Annotated in this window: 15 protein-coding genes; 10 read left to right on the top strand and 5 right to left on the bottom strand. The window is 45.2% G+C overall.

Going from position 1 to position 21,949, the window contains the following annotated elements:
- Nucleotides 1-149 precede the first annotated feature (149 nt).
- A complete protein-coding gene (locus ACX5KA_RS19065; protein ID WP_039223874.1) occupies nucleotides 150-569 on the top strand; it encodes a CBS domain-containing protein in 420 nt (139 codons plus the stop codon).
- Between the two features lie 131 nt (nucleotides 570-700).
- Here the strand turns inward: ACX5KA_RS19065 and ACX5KA_RS19060 are convergent, their stop codons facing one another.
- The 3 genes from ACX5KA_RS19060 to ACX5KA_RS19050 form a co-directional block, all read right to left on the bottom strand.
- Nucleotides 701-2,872, bottom strand: a complete 2,172-nt coding sequence (locus ACX5KA_RS19060; RefSeq protein ID WP_458731948.1) for a phytase — start codon at nucleotides 2,870-2,872, stop codon at nucleotides 701-703.
- 8 nt (nucleotides 2,873-2,880) lie between these two features.
- A complete protein-coding gene (locus ACX5KA_RS19055; RefSeq protein WP_458731947.1) occupies nucleotides 2,881-3,993 on the bottom strand; it encodes a metallophosphoesterase in 1,113 nt (370 codons plus the stop codon).
- 81 nt (nucleotides 3,994-4,074) lie between these two features.
- A complete protein-coding gene (locus ACX5KA_RS19050; RefSeq protein WP_458731946.1) occupies nucleotides 4,075-6,780 on the bottom strand; it encodes a TonB-dependent receptor in 2,706 nt (901 codons plus the stop codon).
- 374 nt (nucleotides 6,781-7,154) lie between these two features.
- On the opposite strand from ACX5KA_RS19050, the gene ACX5KA_RS19045 reads away from it, so the two are divergent.
- The 6 genes from ACX5KA_RS19045 (at nucleotide 7,155) to ACX5KA_RS19020 (ending at nucleotide 16,285) form a co-directional block, all read left to right on the top strand.
- On the top strand, nucleotides 7,155-8,066 hold the full coding sequence (locus ACX5KA_RS19045; RefSeq protein WP_039223881.1) for a diguanylate cyclase domain-containing protein: 912 nt from the start codon (nucleotides 7,155-7,157) through the stop codon (nucleotides 8,064-8,066).
- Between the two features lie 62 nt (nucleotides 8,067-8,128).
- On the top strand, nucleotides 8,129-9,367 hold the full coding sequence (locus ACX5KA_RS19040) for an AraC family transcriptional regulator ligand-binding domain-containing protein (protein WP_458731945.1): 1,239 nt from the start codon (nucleotides 8,129-8,131) through the stop codon (nucleotides 9,365-9,367).
- Between the two features lie 388 nt (nucleotides 9,368-9,755).
- Nucleotides 9,756-11,102: a Na+/H+ antiporter NhaC family protein gene (locus ACX5KA_RS19035; protein WP_039223884.1), complete on the top strand. Its 1,347-nt coding sequence runs from the start codon at nucleotides 9,756-9,758 to the stop codon at nucleotides 11,100-11,102.
- A gap of 100 nt (nucleotides 11,103-11,202) precedes the next feature.
- Nucleotides 11,203-15,198, top strand: coding sequence for an ATP-dependent RNA helicase HrpA (gene hrpA / locus ACX5KA_RS19030; protein WP_458731944.1), 3,996 nt, complete (start codon nucleotides 11,203-11,205; stop codon nucleotides 15,196-15,198).
- 319 nt (nucleotides 15,199-15,517) lie between these two features.
- Complete coding sequence (locus ACX5KA_RS19025) at nucleotides 15,518-15,820, top strand: PilZ domain-containing protein (RefSeq protein ID WP_039223891.1); 303 nt, start codon at nucleotides 15,518-15,520, stop codon at nucleotides 15,818-15,820.
- Nucleotides 15,821-16,009: 189 nt separating this feature from the next.
- Nucleotides 16,010-16,285, top strand: coding sequence for a DUF2061 domain-containing protein (locus ACX5KA_RS19020; RefSeq protein WP_458731943.1), 276 nt, complete (start codon nucleotides 16,010-16,012; stop codon nucleotides 16,283-16,285).
- A 108-nt stretch (nucleotides 16,286-16,393) separates the two neighbouring features.
- Here ACX5KA_RS19020 and ACX5KA_RS19015 read toward each other — a convergent pair whose 3' ends face one another.
- Nucleotides 16,394-17,587: a class I SAM-dependent rRNA methyltransferase gene (locus ACX5KA_RS19015; RefSeq protein WP_458731942.1), complete on the bottom strand. Its 1,194-nt coding sequence runs from the start codon at nucleotides 17,585-17,587 to the stop codon at nucleotides 16,394-16,396.
- Nucleotides 17,588-17,801: 214 nt separating this feature from the next.
- Here ACX5KA_RS19015 and ACX5KA_RS19010 point away from each other — a divergent pair, with 214 nt between their 5' ends.
- The gene (locus ACX5KA_RS19010; RefSeq protein WP_458731941.1) at nucleotides 17,802-18,779 is read left to right on the top strand and encodes an NAD(P)H-quinone oxidoreductase; all 978 of its coding nucleotides are present in this window, start codon (nucleotides 17,802-17,804) and stop codon (nucleotides 18,777-18,779) included.
- 85 nt (nucleotides 18,780-18,864) lie between these two features.
- On the opposite strand, the gene rnhA is transcribed toward ACX5KA_RS19010, so the two are convergent.
- Nucleotides 18,865-19,335, bottom strand: coding sequence for a ribonuclease HI (rnhA, locus tag ACX5KA_RS19005; RefSeq protein WP_039223905.1), 471 nt, complete (start codon nucleotides 19,333-19,335; stop codon nucleotides 18,865-18,867).
- 111 nt (nucleotides 19,336-19,446) lie between these two features.
- Between rnhA and dnaQ the strand changes: the two genes are divergently transcribed.
- Together dnaQ and ACX5KA_RS18995 are read left to right on the top strand one after the other, a co-directional pair.
- Nucleotides 19,447-20,166 (top strand): DNA polymerase III subunit epsilon, encoded by a 720-nt coding sequence (dnaQ, locus tag ACX5KA_RS19000; RefSeq protein WP_039223908.1) that lies wholly within the window; start codon nucleotides 19,447-19,449, stop codon nucleotides 20,164-20,166.
- Between the two features lie 54 nt (nucleotides 20,167-20,220).
- Complete coding sequence (locus tag ACX5KA_RS18995) at nucleotides 20,221-21,717, top strand: TIGR03503 family protein (RefSeq protein ID WP_458731940.1); 1,497 nt, start codon at nucleotides 20,221-20,223, stop codon at nucleotides 21,715-21,717.
- Nucleotides 21,718-21,949: the final 232 nt, after the last annotated feature.

Here is a 21,949-nt window from a genome sequence, read left to right as displayed (position 1 = left end):
AAATGTGCTGGCTTGTACGCAACGAAAGGTCTAATCTTAAAGTGTGGGGGAAAGTTGCTTTCACATGTGGTTAAAAATAATTGAAGTGCCGTAACGCCAAATAAGTCGCAGTATCGGTCACATTAGGCGCCACGGCTGGAGAATTGAAAATGGAATCGTTGCAAGTCAGTGATTATATGAATACTCACCCAGTGAAGCTTAATGTCGATATGCCCGTTGCGCAGGCTGTCGAAGCGTTGTTAGCCAGTGGGCAAAGTGGTGGTCCGGTACTCGATAGTAAAGGAAAAGTGGTAGGCTTTTTGTCTGAGCAAGACTGTATCGCTCAAATGATTGCGTCAAGCTATTATCGCGAGCAAATCTGTAGGGTAGGGGAAATCATGAAAACGCCGGTGGTGTCGGTGAAACCTTACATGTCAGTAATAGAGCTAGCGCAATTGCTGCTTAAGGAAAAACCACGGGTTTACCCCGTCGTCGATGATGATGGTGTGCTATTAGGCTCAATTAACCGAACGGCTGTGCTACGCGCCATCGACGTTCAATTGAACGATGGCTATCAGAGAGCTGGCTAGCCCTTATCAGGTTTGCGCTCCTTTTAATCACTATCAGCGCGCTAATGCGAAATTGGACATGTGTTAGCGAGCTGCGCCTGCAAGGCGCAGCTCTGTTTCAGCAATAAGTTCGTCACTCAAATCGCTTGCCCTTAGTCTTGAGGTTCTACTAGCTCCCTTATGGCATCTTTAAGCGCTGAACCTGCGACCAGTTTAAAGTTTTGATTTTGGCTTGGCATTACGTTTCGGCCATCTTGTACAACCCAAAGTCCTTCGGTGAAAGCACCGCCAAGGTCGGCATTCGTTGCTTCCAGTCCGTCAGTCTCCGATACCCCGTCAATTTGCTTTGTCCTGTCAGCAGCAATTTCAACTAGCCCCATAAGTGTTAGCGTTTTAGGGCTTTCTTCATGTATGTGATAGATGGCGTAGCTGTTATTGCCCTGACTTGATGCGATGAGGTATTTCTTGTTATCAACGGTAAATAGTGCCAAACCCTCTATATCAGCTTCAACTGGCGGGGTTATTGCTGAAATAAATGTAGGTGTATTATCAGTAGAGCTGATATCTAGCACCCAGATACCTGCGGCCTCTTCTCCGAGGTAAGCTGTATTGGTGTGGGTATCTACCACGCACCCTTCAGGCTGTGATGGAAGAGAAAAGGTCTGACTTAACTTTCCTTCAACGGCTTTGCCTTGGTTGATTGATAATTCATATCGCTCGAAGCGACCACTGGTATCATTTGCAAACACATGAGCTATCCCTTTATTGACAAAAAGACACATTCCGTAAATATCGCTTAGCGTTGTCTTAATCTCACCTAAATGTCTGAGTTTACCGCTAGAGTCTATTTCTAAAACAGACAAGCTGTTATGTGTTCGGTTTGAAGCAACGGCAATATCAGTAAATTCTTCTGCGCTGGCGGTGTTCACATTGGCTACTGCAACGTTATACCCGACATCAACATTATTGACTCTTCCTATCGGCAGGCTTTGAAATTGCTGGCCGGAAAGATCGTAAGTAACCAATGCGCCTTTTTTGTCGGTGCCAATGATGCGACTTTCTGAAGGGCTCTGCGAATTTGCCCAAATAGCAGGGTCATCAGCCGCATCACCAAAGTTTTGTACAGGCTGAGTTTGCGCAGAGGGCAAAACCTTGACCACCTTATGTTGGATATGAATATCCTTGTCGCTTTGAGCGACACCGCCTTTTTTAGCCAGACACCCATCGTTAAAATATACAGCGGCCGAATCAGCCGACAGTGCTGCTGAATAAACCCTGCCCGATGCGTCATCATCTACTACCACAGTAATTCCTGGCCCTTCTTTATTTTCAAAAGTGGCTAAGTGAATAAATTCAGGCTCTATGCTTTCAGCGGTTCCATCTTCGTCGCGCATTAACGTTACGAATTCAGCATGACATTGATTTTGAAGCCATAGGCCGCTTTTATCTGGGCTTACCCAACCAACAAGGCTGCTGTTTGAATTTAGGGTAGTTGAGGGTAAGACGCTCACGCCTTCGACTGGTGTATCTGTTTCATGAAAAATAAGCGTTTTCTCTAACTCACTCTCTATATTGGCGTTAACCTTCCATACCCCGGCGAATTCGTCGGCCAAATAGATGCTTTGCGAAACAAGGTCAACACTGCAACTCTTAATGCCAGGGCCTATGGAAAAGCTGCGTAGCGACAAAAAGCGATCATGGTGCAGTTCATATTGATTGAGAGTGCCCGTTGCATCTACATTGATAATGTGCGGATGTCCTTGCGCGCCCATTGCTGCGCATATGGCCTCTGAGCCTTTTGCGGGTTCGCTAAGCTGCTGTTGCACCGCCATGGTGTCAACAGATATGCGATACGCTTCAATTTGTTGCGTGTTGTTGTTAAACACTACCAAAGACACCCATTGCTTGTTCGCCGAGCTAGCTACTTCAGCATGTGCAACAACATAGCTTCCTTTAATAAAATGAGTTTTACCTTGGCTGTTAGTTAGTGAAATGCCTTTATGCTCGTTTATTTGAAGGTCAATAGCATGGGTGTCTTTGTAAGACACTGCTGGCATGGGTGTCTTTGTAAGCGCTGTAGTTTTTGTGTTGCTAGCATGGGTGTCTTTGTAAGCGTTAGCTTGATCATTGTTTTGGTAATAAAGCGTTTGCTTAAAACCTTCTTTAAGGTGTGTGAGCTTAAGTACAGTGCCTGAAGACTTGCTTTGGGTTTTTGAGTCTGTTTTATCTTGAACTGCACAATTAAAAAGTGTGGCTAGAGCACCGGTAAAAACGACGGCCTTTGCTGCTGCGCGAAGCAGCCCTTTTGTTTTTCTGTTATTCATTGTCATTTTTAATCCTGAGTCGTGTTCGGCAAAGATGCTGTGTGGGTGTTATTCATTGTATGTGTATAAATTGTCTTTCCATTATGGTCGATATAATTAAGGAAGATGTTTTTAGCTGTCATGCTCACACTGACAAAGCCGCCCGTCGATTTTGAGAATTGCGTAAAGTCGTAGTTACCAACAGGGCGCACTTCTGAGCCGCCACCGGATACTATGTGCACCAGATCATCCCCGGGTAATTGGTTGTGTTGAAGGTCGTGCTCGTGCCCAGCAATATAAAGGTTTACGCCATGTTCGTGAAAAATAGGTTCTAACACGTCTTTGATAGCGTCTGTTTTGCCGAAGCGTTTACCACTTGAATAAAGTGGATGATGGCCAATGACAACTTTCCAGGTGTATTGCTCTTTGTCCAGCATAGTATTTATCCAAACAAGCTGCTCAGACGCTCCTTGTGAGTAAGCTTCCTGGTATTTAGCATCCCCTGCATAGTCGGGGTTTAGCGGCGACGTATCGATAAACAACAAGAGAGCTGAGCTTCCGTCGTCAAGTATTAATGTTTTGCTGTAATACTGCGCCGGCATTTCCCATCGTCGACTCTTATTGCTGTAATCTATTTGCGCCTGCCAGTTTCCTCGATAGTCATGGTTACCTAGCACAGGGTACCAATCTATGAATAAATGAGGTTGATGGTAAATGTTTTCGTAAGAAGACAGCCAGTAAGGGTCATCAATTGAGGCTACACCGTTGTCGTAGAAGTTATCGCCGGTGGTGGCGATAAATTCTGCATCTAGTTGGTAACTTGCAATATCTAGCCATTTAGCAACGTGTTTTTGATAAAAGTGACCGTTACGGCCCCAATCACCTAACGTTAAAAAAGAAACCGCGTTATCCGGTACCGATAAGCCTTCTATAGTGGTGTGCGCATAATAATTACGTGAGTACTGCTCGTTGGTAGCGGTCGCATTATTAAAAGCGTTAGTTTTTGCCACGGAATGAACTGGGTTTGTTTGCTCTGCCTCTACACACTCTGAAGTAAGGCTGCAAGTGAAACAAAACGCAACCGCAAACAAGGTTGCCAATGTTGGCTTTGTGGTAGGGAGAAATGTAGGTAAAACGTGCATGAAAGACTCTCAAAAGCAGATGGCGCAAGCCCCATGAAAAAAGCTTGCGAACACCTGAACATTAACAACAAATAAAAGTGATTAATTTAGCTGCCAAGTAAAACCTAGCTCGAAGGTACGGCCATACTCCTCGTACTGCGCGTTTTGACTACGTGTATCAAAGTAGTTATAGAAAGGCTCGTCACCTAGGTTAATGCCGTTGAAATACACCTGCATGCTGTCGTTAATGTAATAACGGGCCATGAAATCAATCTGTACATGGTCATCTTCAAATCTCAGCATATCACCGTCAATCTCTTCAAAGTTTTCACTTTTATACGTGGTGGCAAGTCGTACGCTGAAATCATTCGCTTCGTAACCAATGGTTAAGTTACCAATGCGATCAGACTGATTCGGTAATTGGGTTTCGAACGTTTCGCCGTCTAAGAAAGTTGTCGCTTCAGAGTCGGTAAAAGTGGCGTTTGCAGATACAATAAACCCGTTATTAAACGCTTTGACCCAAGAAAGCTCCAAGCCGGTCAAGTCAGCAGAGTTGCCGTTAATTGGCTGAATAACTTCTTCAAAGCCTTCCCACCCAGTGGTACCTGCAACATCTGCATACACAACAAAGTTGTCGATAGTCTTATAGAACAACCCCGCTGAAATTACACCAATGTCACCCGGGTAGTACTCAATCGACAAATCAACGTTTTGTGCTTCGTAAGGTTGAAGGTCAGGGTTGCCAACTTCCGCCTCACGTTCTGTAACGAAAATGCCATCGTCTTCTTCGGTTTTACTTTCGATAATTTGAAACGCAGCCACATCTTCAAATTTTGGACGTGAAATAGTTTGGGTGTAGGCAGCGCGAAGCTGAAGTTTATCTGAAACAGTGTATCTGGCATTTACACTGGGTAACCAATGATCGTAGTCGCGCTCTGCTTCCCATGGCGTATTTACCACTTCTTCCACGTCGGTTTCTTCGTTTTCTACAAGCTCTACTCGCATACCCGATGTAGAAAAGTCAGTACGTTCATAGCGTACACCTGCTACCAAATGAAGTTTATTTATATCTACGCTGCCCATGATATAAGCGGCAAAAATATCCTCTTCATTCACATAGGTCGCGCCACGAGACTCTACTTCAGAATTTAGGCTGTCTAATTCCAAGCTCTCGCGGTTTTCGTTAAAGTAGCTACGCATTTCACTTCGATTAAGCCCAGGCCCAAAGTCATCAAGAGAGTAGTCTGGACTGGCAGCTCCGAATTGCGAAGCGTCTAGGTCGTCGAATTCTCCATCAAAAATAGCGATGCTGCTGTCGCGGTCTTTTTCTCGGCTTCGGTATTTCGAGCCAATTTTTAACTCACCGATATAACCACCAAGGTTGATGGGGCGGGCGGCGTCGAATTTAATACTGGTTTCGGTATCTTTCGTGTAGTTATCTTCAAAGCTGATCTCATCGACTTCATAGGTTGATAAGTCCATGGCATCAGCGTTTTGTGACACGGTTGGACGCATAGTATTTAAGTCTGCGTCGATACTGTCATTTTCGGTTTTGAATACGTAATACAGTGCATCTGGCTCGTCTTCATCAGACTTTGCATAACCGAGCTGCCAGTTTGCTTTCCAGGTATCTAATTGGTGTTCACCACCAAGCGCCACAGTAAAAATACTCTGGCTTTCAAAGCGGTCTTTACTTTCTCTTTCTATTTCTGAGTCTTCGCCATCGAACGTGAATATATTACCTTGACGGTATTCGTCGTCAGAAAACTCACTGTAAAGTGTGCGAAGAAAGTATTGGTTGTTGAAGTCAGGACGAAAATCTATATTTAACGCACTCCCCAAACGTTCGCGAGTGATCGTGTAGTGACGTTGCTCAAGCTCATCGTCACCGTTACTTTCAACATTGTCTGAACCAAAATCTCGGTCAAAGTAGGAAATGGCGCCAGCCACCCCCCATTCAGGGGAAAGCTTCTTGGTAAACGTACCAGAAAGCTTTGGACTGGTTTCATCGCGTAAATCATTTTGACTGGCTTGCACGGTAATGCTCGCGGTATCACGAGCCTTATCAAACGCACTCACGCTTTTCACCGCGACTGAACCACCAATGGCGTCTCCGTCCATGTCGGGCGTTACCGATTTAGATACCTCCAACGTTTGGATGAGTTCAGAGGGAATAACGTCAAGGGCTACTGAACGTACGCCTGATTCAGGCGAGGGAATATTCAAGCCGTTAATGGTTACGTTATTCAAGTTGGGGTCGATACCGCGTATGCCGACGAAACGACCTTCACCCTGATCTCGCTCAATCGACAAGCCAGGTAAACGCTGTAACGACTCAGCAGCATTTTGGTCTGGAAATTGTCCAATGGCATCTGCGGATACAATAGACGAAATACGATCTGACGTTCGCTGCTGGTTTATGGCACTTGCCTGACCGCTTCGTTGACCACGTACCAAGATCTCATCGATGGTATCGCCGCTGCCAAACTCCACGGCTGCGCGCGCAATGCCGTTGTCCGTCACTTTTATCGCTTGCGTAACCGTTTCCTCACCAAGATAAGAAATTTCTAGCGTGTAAGTACCCTCTGGAATAGAGGGAAACCGAAATGTACCGTCTGTGCCAGCTTCAGTAACCAGTCCTAATTCTTTAAGCTTAATTTGAGCACCGGTATAGCTGCGCGTCTGTGCGGTGTCTTTTACTGAACCGATAATTACGCCATCAGCAGCTGAAGCAGGTATAGCGACGCTAAGGCCCATTGCCGCTATGCAGGCAAGTGTTAGAGAAGAGTACGCGGTTTTAATTTTCATTTATTTTCCAATTAATTAAGCAGTAAAAAGGCGTTTTGAATAAGTGCTAAGTAAGTGAATGAGTACCCTAAGAATCCTGCATGACAGTTATATGACGATTTGATGGAACAAGCGGTACACAATCGGTAATTGTCGCCTATTTGCAATTGGCTGAGCTAAATTGACCCTTGCTTAAATTACTGATTTTGTTTGGTTTATGTGTCTTTTTTTATGCTCCTAAAGTTCGCTGCCATCAAGATGTCACATTGCTGAGCCAAACTGACCCTCGACAGTTTCATCAGATTTGGGCAAGACTCTCGTTTTGTTATGAGCGCTGGCGGTGGCCGGACTAACGCGTGATGTATCCAATTCAAGAGATTTCCAAAGAGAGCACTATGTTTACCTTTACAAATTCAACACAATTTAGGCATCACAAGCTTTGGCTGGTATTTACGTTTTGCGTGGTAACGTTGGCGGTTTGCCTGGCTTTTATGTTTGGCAATGCAAAAGAAAGCACCGTGATATCAGGCCTCGATATTGTGGGAGAGGGAAGCATTGCTTTTTTAACTTTGGCGTGGATGCTAGCTGCGCTTGCCAGCCGTCCTCCAGGTAAAGTAACGAGCCTTCTCACGGTAGGACTCGGCTTCTTTCTATTTTCAGTCAGTTTAGATTTCTTGGATGAGTTTTTTCATTATCCTGAAGAGGCTTATTGGCTAAGCATGATTGAGTCTTATCCTGCGGCTGTGGGTATGGTAGTAATGACCGCGGCACTGTATCAGTGGCACCTAGAGCAGCGCGCGTTAAATTTGCAATTACGACGTCGTGAATGGGACGTTCGGGATCACGATGCTATCGATCCTATTACTCAACTTTACCGTGCAGAGTATTGGAAAGCACAAATAAATAAATTACAGCATTCCGGAAAGTCAGCTGTAATTGCCATCATCGATATCAATAACTTCTCTAAGTTTAATCAAAAGTATGGATACACAGAAGGCGACAGGTATCTGCACGACATTGCACAATTGGTGGTTATGAATTTGCGGCAGCAAGATCTAGCGTGTCGTTACGCTGGTGATAGGTTTGCTATTTTGATGCCAGACGTCTCGCCCATGCAGGCCGATGTCATCCTGAATGATATCAAAGTAAGTATTCAGCACCTTGCTTTTAGACATAGTCTCAATGCCAACGCCATTTATACCACCGCACGCAGTACTCAAGTAACGTTGTTACCTAATCAGCGCCTTGCGACTGTGCTAAACACCATGCTCTTTGAGCTTGAGCGTTCTCATGACAGTGCAGCGTAGGTTGGTCAGATTGGTGAAAGTAGCTTGTGTATGTGCACGAAGAAGCCTGCGCTGAATATCTAATGGATTTAACGTTACCACGAATTAACGCACTGCGAGATTCTGCAAACGAAGATGCAGCTTCCGGTGCTGGGCGCTACCATTCAACACGCATATCTAGCATGGGTGTCTCTGCAAAAGGGGATGCTGATGATTTAGGCGTGGGTGTCACTGGTAGTGATAGTGCTGGTCGCGAGCAGGTAGTGATGTCTAGCCAAAATAAAGTCATCGTTGGATATTGGTTAGTGCGGGCGGTACTTAATGTGGCGCTCTCTCGTGGCGGTAATAAGAATAAACTCTTGCGCGGTACAGGCATTTTTGAGGAGTCGTTACAACCCAATTCGCTAATAAGCATAAACCAATATTCATCGCTGCTAGTCAATGTTCATAGTCAAACCAAAGGTAATGATGTCAGTTTTTTATTGGGTGGAGCTTTCGCTTCGCAGTGGCTTGCTAGTCCGCTGCACGTGCTTAAAACATGTGAAAATATTGAGCAGCTACTTTTACACCTTACTCAACACCCAACATTTAGGTGGTGTAGCTTACCGCTATGTCAGTTTCAGCGTTTTGAAAACGCAGACCAAATAATGTTAGTGCCTCAGTTTACAGGGGTAAGCAGCAAACAGCTTCAGTTCTCCATTGAAGTGGCATTCGCAAGCGTTGTTGCACTTATGAAAAGTATAGCGAATAAGCGAATTCCTTTATCTTTCTCTTTTACCGAGAGTCGACCAAGAAATATTGCTGATTACGAAACCCACCTTGGGCTTAAGTTATCGTTTAATCGCGCTTTTAACAGTATTTGCATTGAGAAAGACGTATTACGCCAACCTTTGGAGCTAATAGCTCAGTCGGATTGTTCTGCTGAATCACATGTTTCTCTGGAAGGTGTCGTTAGTAACAGCGCAACGCAAACAAAAGAAGGGGCTTCTATTGAATTGCAAAATCGCTTGTCTTTGCCTGATTTTGTGAGGCGTTATGTTTATGCATCCTCCAACACACAGGCAGCAAATATCGGACTACCTGAATTAGCGGAAACCTTAAACGTCAGTGTGGCTACGCTAAAGCGGAAACTAAAAGAGTACGGCACTAGCTATCGCGCGCTCTGCGAGGAAGTACAGCGCAATCATGTACTTTTACTTCTTTCGGTGCACAAAGTGAGTAACGAGACGGCGGCCAATGCAATGGGCATTAACGATTTACCTAACTTTCGACGAACGGTAAAACGGCTTACAGGTAAAACCCCTAGCGAGCTTAGAATTTAACGTAAATGACTGATAGCGCCTGTCCATATTTCTACGTAACAGAGCTATGCCACACACTTATGCCAAACATTTATGCAACACTGCTATTAAAAATAGCTGGGCGGCAGTCGCGTTCTACGGCTAAATGGTTGTAGCGTCACTCCTTTAATAACTCGAAATCCAATCGTAGCGTCTGGAACCGTGCAGATGAGTTAATTATTGGAAAGTAAATGTCTTTTCAATACCGTAAAAACCTTTTATCCTTTGCAGCTTTAGCTTTTCACCGTCAAAAACCGTCACAACATGGTTGGTTGAAGCTTTTTTTACGCACTCGCAACCGGCAGGTGGCTTTTCAGCGTAGCCTTTAAACCTTTGCTGTCACGCAATAAAACCCAAAAGAGAGTTTTCTGTGCACGAAAATAATGACATTGCACCAAATTCTATCGCACCCAACCCGTTAGGTTTAACGCCCATTTTGCTTTTTGTAATACTTGTTGTAGTGACAGGAATTACCACAAACGATATTACTGCGATGCCTATTTTGGTGGCGTTTTTTATCAGCGCTGGGTATGGCCTATGTTTAAACCCGAAAGGGAAAAAGGTCAGCTTCTCTGAAAAAGTACAAACGTTTTGCAAAGGCGGTGGCGATAAAAACATTATTCTTTTGGTGCTTATTTTCCTGTTAGCCGGTGCGTTTTATGCGGTAACTATTGATATTGGCGCTCGGGATGCCACGGTTAATATGGCGCTGCAATTTGTGCCTTCCGCACTTATATTGCCAGGCCTCTTTTTGATTTGCTGTTTCATATCATTTTCAATGGGTACTTCCATGGGTACCATCACTGCGCTCTCGCCAATAGGTGCAGGCCTTGCCACAAGTTTGGGGCTGCCGGTAGAAATGGCGCTAGGTATTGTGGTGGGGGGCGCAATGTTCGGTGATAACCTCTCGTTTGTTTCAGACACCACCATTGCCGCAACCCGTACCCAAGGCGTTCAGCTTAAAGACAAGTTCAAGGCAAACTTAATGGTTGCTGTGCCGGCATGCATCGTCACCATGGCGTTGCTGCTTATGGTGGATGTTGATACTTCTGGCATCGTTGAAGGCGGCAGCTACGATTTTTGGCGCATAGTGCCTTACTTGTGCATTATCGCTTTTGCGCTAACAGGGTTTAACGTCATTAGCGTACTTGCAGTGGGTATTGCCAGTGCCTGCGTAGTAGGCTTGCTACAAGGAAGCTTTACGCCACTTTCAATGATGCAAAGCATTCAAAAAGGGATGGGCTGGATGCAGGACTTAGCGATGATTGCCATAACCATAGGCGGTATTGTGGCACTTATGCACGCTAACGGCGGTATAACCTGGTTAATCGAGCGTTTAACCCGTAAAGTCACGTCAAAGAAAGGCGCTGAGTTCAGTATTGCTGGCTTAGTTAGCTTTTTGGACATTACAACGGCGAACAACACTATTGCGATTGTTACCGCTGGTCCAATTGCAAAAGACCTGAATGAAAAATACGGCGTTGACCCTCGTCGTACGGCATCACTTTTGGATATCTTTTCGTGCAGTTTCCAAGGTTTAGTCCCTTACGGCGCGCAGCTTTTAAGTGCCGCAGCCGTAGTGGGTATTTCACCATTAGCTATTACGCCGTACTGCTGGTATCCCATGCTGATTTTTGTGTTTGGTGTGGCGGCCATTTGGTTCGGTTTTCCCCGTTTTAAAACGCCCCAGGACGATGAATTAACCCAAAGCGCTTAAATTCTCGTAACGCTTAACACACTGGCTTTTTAGGGCGGTATCTTCTAGGATCACCGCCCGAATTTTATTGATGATTAGATACACGCTTTAGGATGTCACTTTGTCTTCACCATTTGCTATAAAACCTCTTTACAACAAACTAGACGATTGTTTAAGCGCAGATAAGTTTCGTTTAAAGCGACGCATTACGCAGCTTGCACAAAAAGTGAATGATACATCTGGTGTTGAAGGAAAAGGCGCGGAGAAAAAAGCTGCTAATCCCAAAGCTTCAAAACGTGACATTGCGGTTAGCGAAGAAAGCTTAAAAGCGCAGTTTGAAAAGCTCGAAAGCGACATCAATGCATCGATAGAAAAACGCCAATGGCGTAAAGACAACCTTCCTAAAGTTGAATACCCACCGCTGCCGGTTAGCGATAAAAAAGAAGATATCAAAGAGGCGATTGCGAATAACCAAGTGGTGATTGTTGCGGGTGAGACCGGGTCGGGTAAAACTACGCAGCTACCTAAGATATGCTTAGAGTTAGGTCGCGGTGTAAATGGCATGATAGCCCACACCCAGCCAAGACGATTAGCGGCGCGAAGTGTAGCCACTCGTATAGCCGAAGAGCTCAACACGCCGCTTGGCGAAAAGGTGGGTTTTAAAATTCGCTTTAGCGATCAGGTGAGCGAGCGAAGCTACGTTAAGCTTATGACCGACGGTATGCTGCTAGCTGAAATGCAGCAAGACCGCTTTTTAAATCAGTACGATACTATCATTATCGATGAAGCCCACGAGCGAAGCCTGAATATCGACTTCTTGTTGGGCTATTTGCGTCAGCTTTTAGATAAACGCCCTGATTTAAAACTCATCATAACATCAGCTACTATTGACCCAGAGCGATTCTCTAAGCATTTTAATAATGCGCCTATTATCGAAGTGAGTGGACGTACTTATCCGGTAGAAATTCGTTACCACGCGCCAGAAGACAATGATGACGATATTGATCAAAGTGACGCTATCGTAAACGCAGTCGACGAGCTAATGCGTGAAGCGCCAGGTGATATCTTAGTGTTCTTAAGCGGGGAGCGCGAGATACGCGACACCCAAGATGCCTTGAGCAAACAGCATTATCGCAACACTGAAATTGTTCCGCTGTATGCGAGGTTGTCGGCGGCAGAGCAAAACCGCATATTTCAGTCTCACAGCGGCAGACGCATTGTACTTGCTACCAACGTGGCAGAGACCTCGCTCACGGTGCCTGGCATTAAATACGTCATTGACCCGGGGTTTGCCCGTATTTCACGCTACAGCGCCAGAAGTAAAGTGCAGCGTTTACCTATTGAGCCAATATCTCAGGCGTCAGCGAATCAGCGGGCAGGGCGATGCGGCCGTGTGTCTGACGGTATTTGTATTCGTCTTTACAGTGAAGAAGACTATTTAGGCCGCCCAGAATTTACTGACCCAGAGATCCTACGAACCAACTTAGCGTCGGTTATTTTGCAAATGCTTGCTTTAGGGTTAGGCGATATCGCTGCGTTTCCATTTGTTCAGCCGCCTGATAACCGCAATATCAACGACGGTTTCCGCTTACTTGAAGAAATTCAAGCTATCGCAAAAGGCAAAGATAACCGGAAAACCAAGCAAAGCGGCAAGATGCAGCTTACTCCTTTAGGTCGTCAAGTAGCACGATTGCCTATCGACCCTCGCTATGCTCGTATGGTGATTGAAGCCGAACGCACGAACGCGCTTAGCGAAGTCATGGTGATTGCAGCGGGACTTTCAATTCAAGATCCGCGAGAGCGTCCACAGGAAAAACGCCAGCAAGCAGACGAGAAGCACAGCGAATACCTCGATAAAGATTCTGACTTTATCAGTCTTTACAACTTGTGGGTGGCGTTTAGAGAGCAACAAAACGCGCTGAGTCAAAACCAATTGCGCAAATGGTGTAAGCAAAATTTCATCAACTATTTACGTATGCGTGAGTGGCAGGACATTGTTAGCCAACTTAAAAAGTCTATCGCTGAGCTGGGCTTTGGCATTTCAAAGCAAGAAGCCGACTATCAGGCTATTCACCAAGCCATCGCAAGCGGCTTGCTGTCTCACATGGGCTTTAAAGATAAAGAGCGCGAGTATATGGGCTCGCGTAATTCGCGCTTTCTTATTTTCCCGGGTTCAGGGCTATCAAAGTCTCAGCCCAAATGGGTAATGGCAGCTGAGCTTGTAGAAACCTCTAAGCTATTTGCTCGTATGGTGGCAAAAATTGACCCAGCATGGGTAGAGCCTTTGGCCGAGCATGTTGTGCAAAGAAGCTATTCAGAGCCACACTGGTCTAAAAAGCGCGGCGCGGTGATTGCCTTTGAAAAAGTAACTTTGTTCGGGTTACCCATAGTGATGAAGCGTGCGAAGGTTTATAGCCTTATCGACCCGCCAAGTTGCCACGAGCTATTTATCCGCGAAGCGTTAGTCGAGGGCAATACTAAGCTCAATTACAGCTTCTTACAGGAAAATCAGGCACTGCTGGAACAAGCTGATGAATTTGAGCAAAAGACTCGCCGTCGCGATTTGATTGTAGATGATGAAGAGCTGGTTAGCTTTTATGCCAAGCGTATTCCGGTTGAAGCCAATAACGACGCGGCGTTTAAGAAGTGGTTTAAGCAACACGGAAGCAACGACAATTTAACGTTTAAAGAAGAAGACGTATATCGACAGCAGCCGGGGCAATCGGTAGCGAACGCGTTTCCTGATGTATGGCGCCAGGGCAATATTACGCTGCCGCTACGCTATAACTTCGAACCTAACGCTGAAGACGATGGCGTAACTGTTGTCATCCCGCTGCCTGTGCTCAATCAAGTTGATAACGTAGGTTTTGATTGGCTGGTGCCGGGGCTAAGGCACGACCTTATTGTGGGGTTAATTAAAACCTTGCCTAAACGCTTGCGTCGTAACTTTGTGCCTGCGCCCAACTTTGCTGAAGCGTGCCTTGCTGATATCAGTGAAACAGATAAAAACAACCGCCCGGTGCCTTTGCTTGAAGCTGTAACCGATAAGCTACGCAAAATGACAGGCGTGATTATTGAGAGCGAAGAGTGGAATCTAGATCAGCTTGATAAGCATTTGAAAATGCACTTTGCGGTAGTTAATGACAACGGTGATGACATTGCCAAAGGTGACGACCTGCACGCGCTTAAACAACAGTGTGCAGGGCAGGTGAAACAAACCTTTGAGAAAGCCGCAACACCGGAGTTAGAGCGAAATAACATAGAACAATGGGATTTCGAAAGCTTGCCAGAAACCTTCGTGCAGAAAGTAGGCGGGTTTGAAGTTCAGGCGTTCCCAGCGCTGGTACAAAAGGGCGATAAGGTAGATATTGCGCTCATTGAAGAAGCAGATAAAGCCCAAGTGCTGCATAAGCAAGGCGTGAACGTCTTGATTAAGAACGCCATGCCGTCGCCGCTTAATTACTTACAAAGCAAATTACCTAACAAAGCCAAACTGGGTTTGTATTTCAACCCATTTGGACAAGTGAAGGCGCTAATTGATGATTGTATTTTTGCGGGTATCGATGCCATTGTCAGTGATTACTGCAAAACCAATAACACCGACATTCGCAGCAAAGCCGATTTTGAAGCCTGTTTAGAGATTGCTCGTGCAAACATTAATGACAGAGTGTTAGAGATTGCCAAACAAGTGGAGCAGGGGCTTACCCTCGCGCATCAATGCCAAAAGCAAATGAAAGGTAATGTGCCGCTGACTATGATAAACGCCCTAGGTGACTGCAAAGCCCACTTGGCATCACTAGTTTTTCCTGGTTTTGTTTCTGAAATTGGCGAGAGCCGATTAGATGATTGGAATCGCTATATTAAGGGCCTAGCCCGCCGTTTGGAAAAGCTTCCCATCGATCCTAACAAAGACAGAATGCATCAGGTCACGGTAGAAAAGTCGATTAAAGAATGGGAAAAAGCGTGCAGCAAGTACCCCAAAGGTAAAGTGCCTCAAGCGCTTAATGACGTGCGCTGGATGATAGAAGAACTGCGGGTTTCTTTGTTTGCGCAACAACTCGGAACGGCTTACCCGATTTCGGCGAAGCGCATTACGCTTCATTTGGCGGACTTTTAAGGCCGAGAACGGTAAATATCCATTTGACGCGCAGGGGGTAGGGCGCGAATAGGATCTTAAGTGTATATGCATCAATTTTTTTCATGACAACAGGCACGCTCGCCACCAAGCGGTCGTGGCATCGACCCATTCACAGAGTAGAAAATACCTAATGCAATTACCCAATGGCTATGTTTCAACGTACGATTGAGGTAAGACCAATATCATTTTTACAATATTGCTGAATAAATTTTGGACAGTTCGATTGACAAGTTATCGTCATCACCCTATAACAACAGTGTAGTCGAAAGCGTAAAGCTAAAAATCGGGAGATGTAGACATGTTGGGATACGACGATAAGCGAAATTTTTTCAGGATGATGGTAAATTCGCCTTGTCAGTTGCAAATTACTGACGATGAGTCGAGCCGCACCATGCAGGCAATGTGTAGAGATATCAGCGCTACTGGTATGTCTTTAGAGGTTGATGAACCCTCGATTGAAGTAGGCACTCAGGTGAGTGTGGCTATCGAATCATCTAGTTCTCAAATTCCCTCTTTGGCCGCGTTGGCGACTGTTGTTCGCTGTAAGCCTGAATCTGAGTCTAGTTGCATAATAGGTGTTGAAATTTCTCAGATGAAGTAGTCACTTTTCTGTTACTTAGGCGAAGCTCCCCCCTTCGCCCCATTCAGTCGTAATACACGAGACATTATTTTCATTCAGTATTTCGAATAAGCCGTTCAATTTTTTCTATTTTAACTTCCATCCTCAATTGATAATAATTCTCATTAATGCGAAAGCAAACAAATTTAAACTTTTGAGAGAGCGATTATTATGAAAAAGACATTTACCTTTGCAGTCATGCACTTTTCGGTTGCATTCACCGTTGCTTACTTACTAACAGGTAGCCTAATAGTGGGCGGTGCAGTGGCCTTGGTCGAGCCAGCGGTTAATACCGTAGCATTTTATTTCCACGAAATGGTATGGAAAAAATTGGAGAGTAAAGAGGAGGTTACTGAAGGGCAAGCATGTGAGTCTGCACCGCATCTATCGAATGGCTTTTCAGATAATAGTGGGTTTTCCCCAAATGACGTAACCTTCGCTTCTTAAAATGTAAGGTTTATTTCTCGCTTTCTAAGCTATTTGTATAACCTATGGCAATTCAATAAATGAAATCAGCGCCCAAGTTCTTATAACAACGAGGGCGCTTTTTCATTTCTAATCGTCGGTGACTTCACAAACTAGACCTTTCAAATAGTAGCCTTCAGGGTAGCTACCAATGATAGGGTGGTCAGACGCTTGATTTAGTCTTGCAATGATTTTTATAGTACGGCCAGCATCAAGGGCTGCGTCGGCAACGACCTTCTGGAATAAATCGGCAGGCATAAGACCTGAACAGCTAAAAGTCAGCAACAACCCACCAGATTTAACCGCATGGATACCGTACATATTAATGTCTTTATAGCCGCGGGCAGCGCGATTTAGTGTTGCCTTACTGTCGACAAACTTTGGCGGGTCGAGTATTACCATATCAAACTGTTTGCCCTGCTCGTGATACTCCCTGAGTGCCTTAAACACGTCTTGATTTACGTAATTGGCTTTGTTTTCGTCTAAACCATTGATGGCTACATGGTGTTTGGCTAAATCGAGAGCAGGCTGAGATACATCAACGTTAGTCACGGATTTAGCACCGCCAGAGAGTGCGTAACATGAAAACGTACCTGTGTAGCTAAAACAGTTGAGTACGTCGGCATCTTTCGCATAGTGTGCAGCTGCGGCACGGCTATCACGCTGATCGAGATAAAAACCGGTTTTATGACCGTGTTCTATATCAACAACGATATTAATACCGTTTTCTTTTACTGTAACCTGCATTGGTGGCTCGCCGTGAAGCACGCCTGTTACAGGCTCTAGCCCCTCTTTTTTACGTACATCAACGTCACTGCGCTCATAGATGTGAACATCAGGCATTAGCTTGGTGATTGCCCATACAATTTTATCTCGGTGCTTTTCACCGCCAGCGCTTAGAAGCTGTACCACGGCCACATTGTCGTAGAGATCAATCGTGATACCGGGAAGACCATCACTTTCAGACGCTACCCAACGAAACGCATTCGTTTGGGTTCGGTCAAACAAGCGCTTACGCAGGTTTAGCGCAGTTTCTAAGCGGCGCAGGAAAAAGCCATTATCAATGCTTTCTTCTTTTTTAAACGTCCACATGCGAACGCGAATTTTAGAATTTGGCGAGTAAGCGCCTCGCCCTAGCCAGTCGCCTTCAGAGTCGAAAACATCTACCGTATCGCCAACTCGAGCACGGCCTTTTAGCTCAGCCACGGCGCTCTCGAAAATCCACGGGTGTTTACGGCGAAGTGATTTATCTCTGGATGGTTGTAATATGACCTGTGCTGACATGTAGGCTCTCGTGGTAATTTAAACAATATATATTTGATGTAAGCCATTCTAGATGCTTACGGTAATGGCCGCGATTATACGCATTTTCAGAGGTTCTGTGTTTAATAATACCAATCTGGGTTGGTATAAACTCATAAGAACCCCAAACTGATTGTTATTGAAGTACGTAGATACATTACGATTAAAATTTTAAGACTAGGATTAGGGGCAAAGTATGCGCTATGTGGATTTTGAAAAGGGATGTACCCCAAGCGAGTTGGTTGTTAAGGAATGCGAAGGTTTATCTCTAACATCAGGAAAAGTAAAAGTAGAGGTCAAAGCATTCGGTGTAAATCGAGCAGATACGTTGCAGCGCCAAGGCAACTACCCACCTCCGCCAGGGGAAAGTGAAATCCTCGGATTAGAGGTCGCTGGCGTTGTAACAGAAGTTGCCCGTGATGTGAGTACCTTTAAAGAGGGAGATGAAGTATTTGGTTTGGTTGCCGGTGGTGGCTATGCTACTGAAGTCATTGTTAATCCTGCCCACCTAATGATTATCCCAAAGGGCATGCCATTTTTTGAAGCAGCAGGTCTTGCCGAAGTTTTCCTTACCGCATTTCAGTGTTTGCGCACCATTGCTCACATTAAGCCCGCTGAACGCGCCTTGATACACGGGGGCGCAAGTGGTGTGGGATTGGCCGCCACTCAGCTATGTCGATATTGGGGCGTACATAGTGCCGTAACAGCGTCAAGCCAAGATAAGCTTACCCTTTGTGAAAACAATGGTGCAGAGCACCTTATTAACTACAAAAAGCAGCAGTTTGATGACGTTCTTAAAAAAGTGTGGCCTGAAGGGGGTGATATGGTGCTTGATATGGTAGGTGGTGACTACTTAAACCGAAACCTCAAAATATTAAAGCAAGATGGAAAAGTGGTTTATTTAGCTATGCTCGCAGGACGTTACGCCGATAATCTCGACATGGCAATGCTGTTGGGTAAAAGAGCTTCGATTATTGGAACAACACTGAGAAATCGGAGTGACGAGTATAAAGCGGACTTGGTACGTGACTTTTCCAACGTATGTTTGCCCGCTTTTGAAAATAAAGAGCTAAATGTAAACATCGATACCCATTACAGCATTGATGACATCGACAAGCCTCATGCGCGATTGGAAAACAACGATACACAGGGCAAGTTGGTGCTTTCGTGGTAAAAGTTCGAGGTAAACGTCTTTGATAAAAGCTATCGGTGAGAGCTTTTAGTCATGGTTTGCAGTAAAGATGTTTCGTGGAGGTATGCTACTTTCCAATAAAGCCTTCATCAGGCTTTGTTGGGTTTGCCTCTGCAGCACCGCGTGCAAGATCATCACAGCGCTCGTTTTCAGGGTGACCCGAATGACCTTTCACCCAATGCCAGTTAATTTTGTGCTTTTTTACCGCTTCATCTAAACGTTGCCACAAATCTGCATTCTTTACTGGCTTCTTGTCAGCCGTGCGCCAACCATTTTTGCGCCAGTTATGGATCCACTGATTAATGCCGTTTTTTACGTACTGACTGTCGGTGGTCAATTCGACGTTGCAAGGTTCATTTAAGCTATTAAGTGCTTCGATAGGGGCTAAGAGTTCCATGCGATTGTTAGTGGTGTGGGCAAAGCCATCGCTCAACTCTTTTCTGTGTTGCTTATAAATTAACACAGCGCCGTACCCGCCCGGTCCTGGATTACCCAAGCATGAGCCGTCGGTGTATATATGAATGGTCTTTTGAGCCACAAGGTTTCCTTTGATTTAACTAGCGTAATTTATCGTATCTTTTCCCTTAGCGGATTGCGAAGGGATTGATATACTATCAAAAAATGAAAGTGTAATTATAGTAGAGGTTCCATGCGCCAAATTGTTCTCGATACTGAAACCACAGGTATTGACCCCAAAGAAGGCCACCGCATTATCGAAATAGGGTGTGTTGAAGTTGTTAACCGCCGTTTGACGGGGAATCACTTTCACGTTTACATCAACCCGGGCCGTCACATTGAACAAGAGGCAATTGAAGTTCACGGTATAACCAATGAATTTCTTGCCGACAAGCCTACATTTTCTCAGGTGGCTCAGGAGTTTGTTAACTTTATCAAAGGGGCACAGCTTGTTATTCATAACGCCCCCTTCGATGTGGGCTTTATGGATCACGAGTTTGGTATGGAAACGTCAACAAAGGGCGTCATTACCAATCAAATCTGTGATGTACTTGATACGCTGACCCTTGCTCGCCAAATGCACCCTGGCCAGAAAAACAACCTCGATGCGTTGTGTAAGCGCTATGGTATAGACAACAGTCATCGAACTCTTCACGGCGCTTTGCTGGATGCGGAAATTCTAGCAGATGTTTACCTGTTAATGACCGGTGGGCAGACTAAACTTAAACTAGCATCTAGCTCTGGCAGTGATGCCGATTCCACCGCGATACGAAGAGTTAAGCGAAGCGCAAATAAATTAAAGGTTATTAAAGCTACCGCCGATGAAATAACACAGCACGAGGCTCGCTTGGACATAGTGGAAAAAGCGGGTGGCAAATGCTTATGGCGTCCTCAGCCTGAAGAGGTGTCTTAGCAGAACATAATCAAATAGAAATAAAGCAGCCAAACAATGCAGGAGCAGCGTAGCGTGAGAGTGTGGTTTTATTGGGTAATTCTTTTATCATTGTTTATACACTTAACCGCTGGCGCTCAGTCGCTAGAGGACGAGCGCGATGCTGCAAGGCAGCTAGCAGATAGTGCGGTACAAAATCCTCAGTCAAATAATCAAAATGTCGATACCTCGCCGCTTACTGACTTAGGCGATAACTACACAAATTCAATCAAACTCCTACAAAACCGATTTCGCGTTGATTATAACGTTGAAGAAATCACTATGGTTTTCTTCAGAGAATATGGCTCTGCCCCAGTAGTACTTGTAAGGCCTGATGGCTCTAAACTGTTTCAAGGGCGGGTGGACGAAGAGAAAGTAGAGTGGTTCGATGCAGACACCTTCGACATGATCACCATTAAAAACCCAGTTCCTGGGCCGTGGCAGGCTGTTGGTCAGGTGTTGCCAGAAAGCCGTGTCATGGTGATATCGAACATTGAGTTACATGCGGACCCGTTACCTAACGTTTTGTTTGCCGGTGAAATTTTAAAATCTACGGCGTATCTCACGAATAACGGCGAGCCGATTGATAACAAACAGTTTAGAGATGTGGTTGAGCTCGATATTGAATTTAAAAGCACGAACAATCCTAACTTCGGAAATTTCGGTACAGGCGATCAAAATATTGCTACGTTTCAAGACGACGGCCGAGGAATGGACGAACGCCCAGCAGATGGTGTCTTTACCGGGCAATTTAATTTAAAAATACCGGCGGGTGAGTGGAAGCCCGTTTTTCGCGTTATTACTCCCATGTATACCCGTGAGCAAGAAAGCCAACCGATTGTCTTACATAACAACCCTGTTTCTATTGACGCCGAAATGAATGGCGGTGGTGATGGCTATCACAAGATCATAATTGATGTTGATCGGGAGCTCGTGGATATTGAGTCTTTACTTGTGGATGGAAAAGTAAAGTTCCCCAATGCAGACATGCAGAACTTTTCTTTAACTGAAGGGGGGAGTGAGCCTCGTGAGCATCTAATTGTTGCCTATGAGAAAGGCATTTTTAGAGTAAAGATTACTGCGTATGGAACAACAGTGAACGGGCGAGACTTCATTTTGGATGTGCCTGAATTTAGTTTTGTCGCTGAGGGTCCCCAAGAGCCTGAAGTTGAAGATCCATTAATAAATGGAAAAGACCCAATAGTCGACGGAAGTGCGCCGTTAGTTGCGTCGCCAGAAACGACCCCCGCGTCCGTGATGCCAGACGATCAGTCCTCGCAAGATGAAATGGATGACGGTACCTTGACGATGCTATTAATCGCGGTGAACGGTTCAATTGTGTTGATCGGCGTGATTGCTGCAGTTGTCATTATTTTTATGCGTAAAAAGCGCACGTCTCCAAAATCGTCGCCCACCCCAACAAAGCAAGCTTCAACCACGACTGATGCCGATCTTTCCATGGAGGAAGCGCCAAAAGGTTTTAAAAAACTGTTAGGCATGTTTAAGAAAGGGGGCAAATCTGAAAAGCCCTAAATCCCTTTTATTAATCATGTGATGAAGTGTTGCTAAATCACCCAGTTTGAATTTTATTTCGACATAATGCCTATTTAACAGGCAAACAAACCGCAGATGACAATTTTATTAATAAAAAGCGTTGACTCCACATAGGGGAATACGTATTATCTGCGCCGCAGTCAGGGGACAGGGCAACAACAGCCAAGTCAACTTACTGATAACATTGAAGATGCGGAGCGGTAGTTCAGTT

This window comes from Alteromonas alvinellae (assembly GCF_902705805.1).
The sequence above is the reverse complement of the archived record's forward strand: the minus strand, read 5'-3'. Positions and strand labels throughout refer to the sequence as shown.

Bases quoted from the DNA above. Each gene is read 5' to 3' on its own strand.
- ACX5KA_RS19045 (WP_039223881.1), top strand. From the start codon at position 7,155: ATGTTTACCTTTACAAATTCAACACAATTTAGGCATCACAAGCTTTGG.
- ACX5KA_RS19050 (WP_458731946.1), bottom strand. From the start codon at position 6,780: ATGAAAATTAAAACCGCGTACTCTTCTCTAACACTTGCCTGCATAGCG.
- ACX5KA_RS19025 (WP_039223891.1), top strand. From the start codon at position 15,518: ATGTTGGGATACGACGATAAGCGAAATTTTTTCAGGATGATGGTAAAT.
- ACX5KA_RS19010 (WP_458731941.1), top strand. From the start codon at position 17,802: ATGCGCTATGTGGATTTTGAAAAGGGATGTACCCCAAGCGAGTTGGTT.
- ACX5KA_RS19055 (WP_458731947.1), bottom strand. From the start codon at position 3,993: ATGCACGTTTTACCTACATTTCTCCCTACCACAAAGCCAACATTGGCA.
- ACX5KA_RS19015 (WP_458731942.1), bottom strand. From the start codon at position 17,587: ATGTCAGCACAGGTCATATTACAACCATCCAGAGATAAATCACTTCGC.
- dnaQ (WP_039223908.1), top strand. From the start codon at position 19,447: ATGCGCCAAATTGTTCTCGATACTGAAACCACAGGTATTGACCCCAAA.
- ACX5KA_RS19060 (WP_458731948.1), bottom strand. From the start codon at position 2,872: ATGAATAACAGAAAAACAAAAGGGCTGCTTCGCGCAGCAGCAAAGGCC.
- ACX5KA_RS19040 (WP_458731945.1), top strand. From the start codon at position 8,129: ATGGATTTAACGTTACCACGAATTAACGCACTGCGAGATTCTGCAAAC.
- ACX5KA_RS19065 (WP_039223874.1), top strand. From the start codon at position 150: ATGGAATCGTTGCAAGTCAGTGATTATATGAATACTCACCCAGTGAAG.
- ACX5KA_RS19020 (WP_458731943.1), top strand. From the start codon at position 16,010: ATGAAAAAGACATTTACCTTTGCAGTCATGCACTTTTCGGTTGCATTC.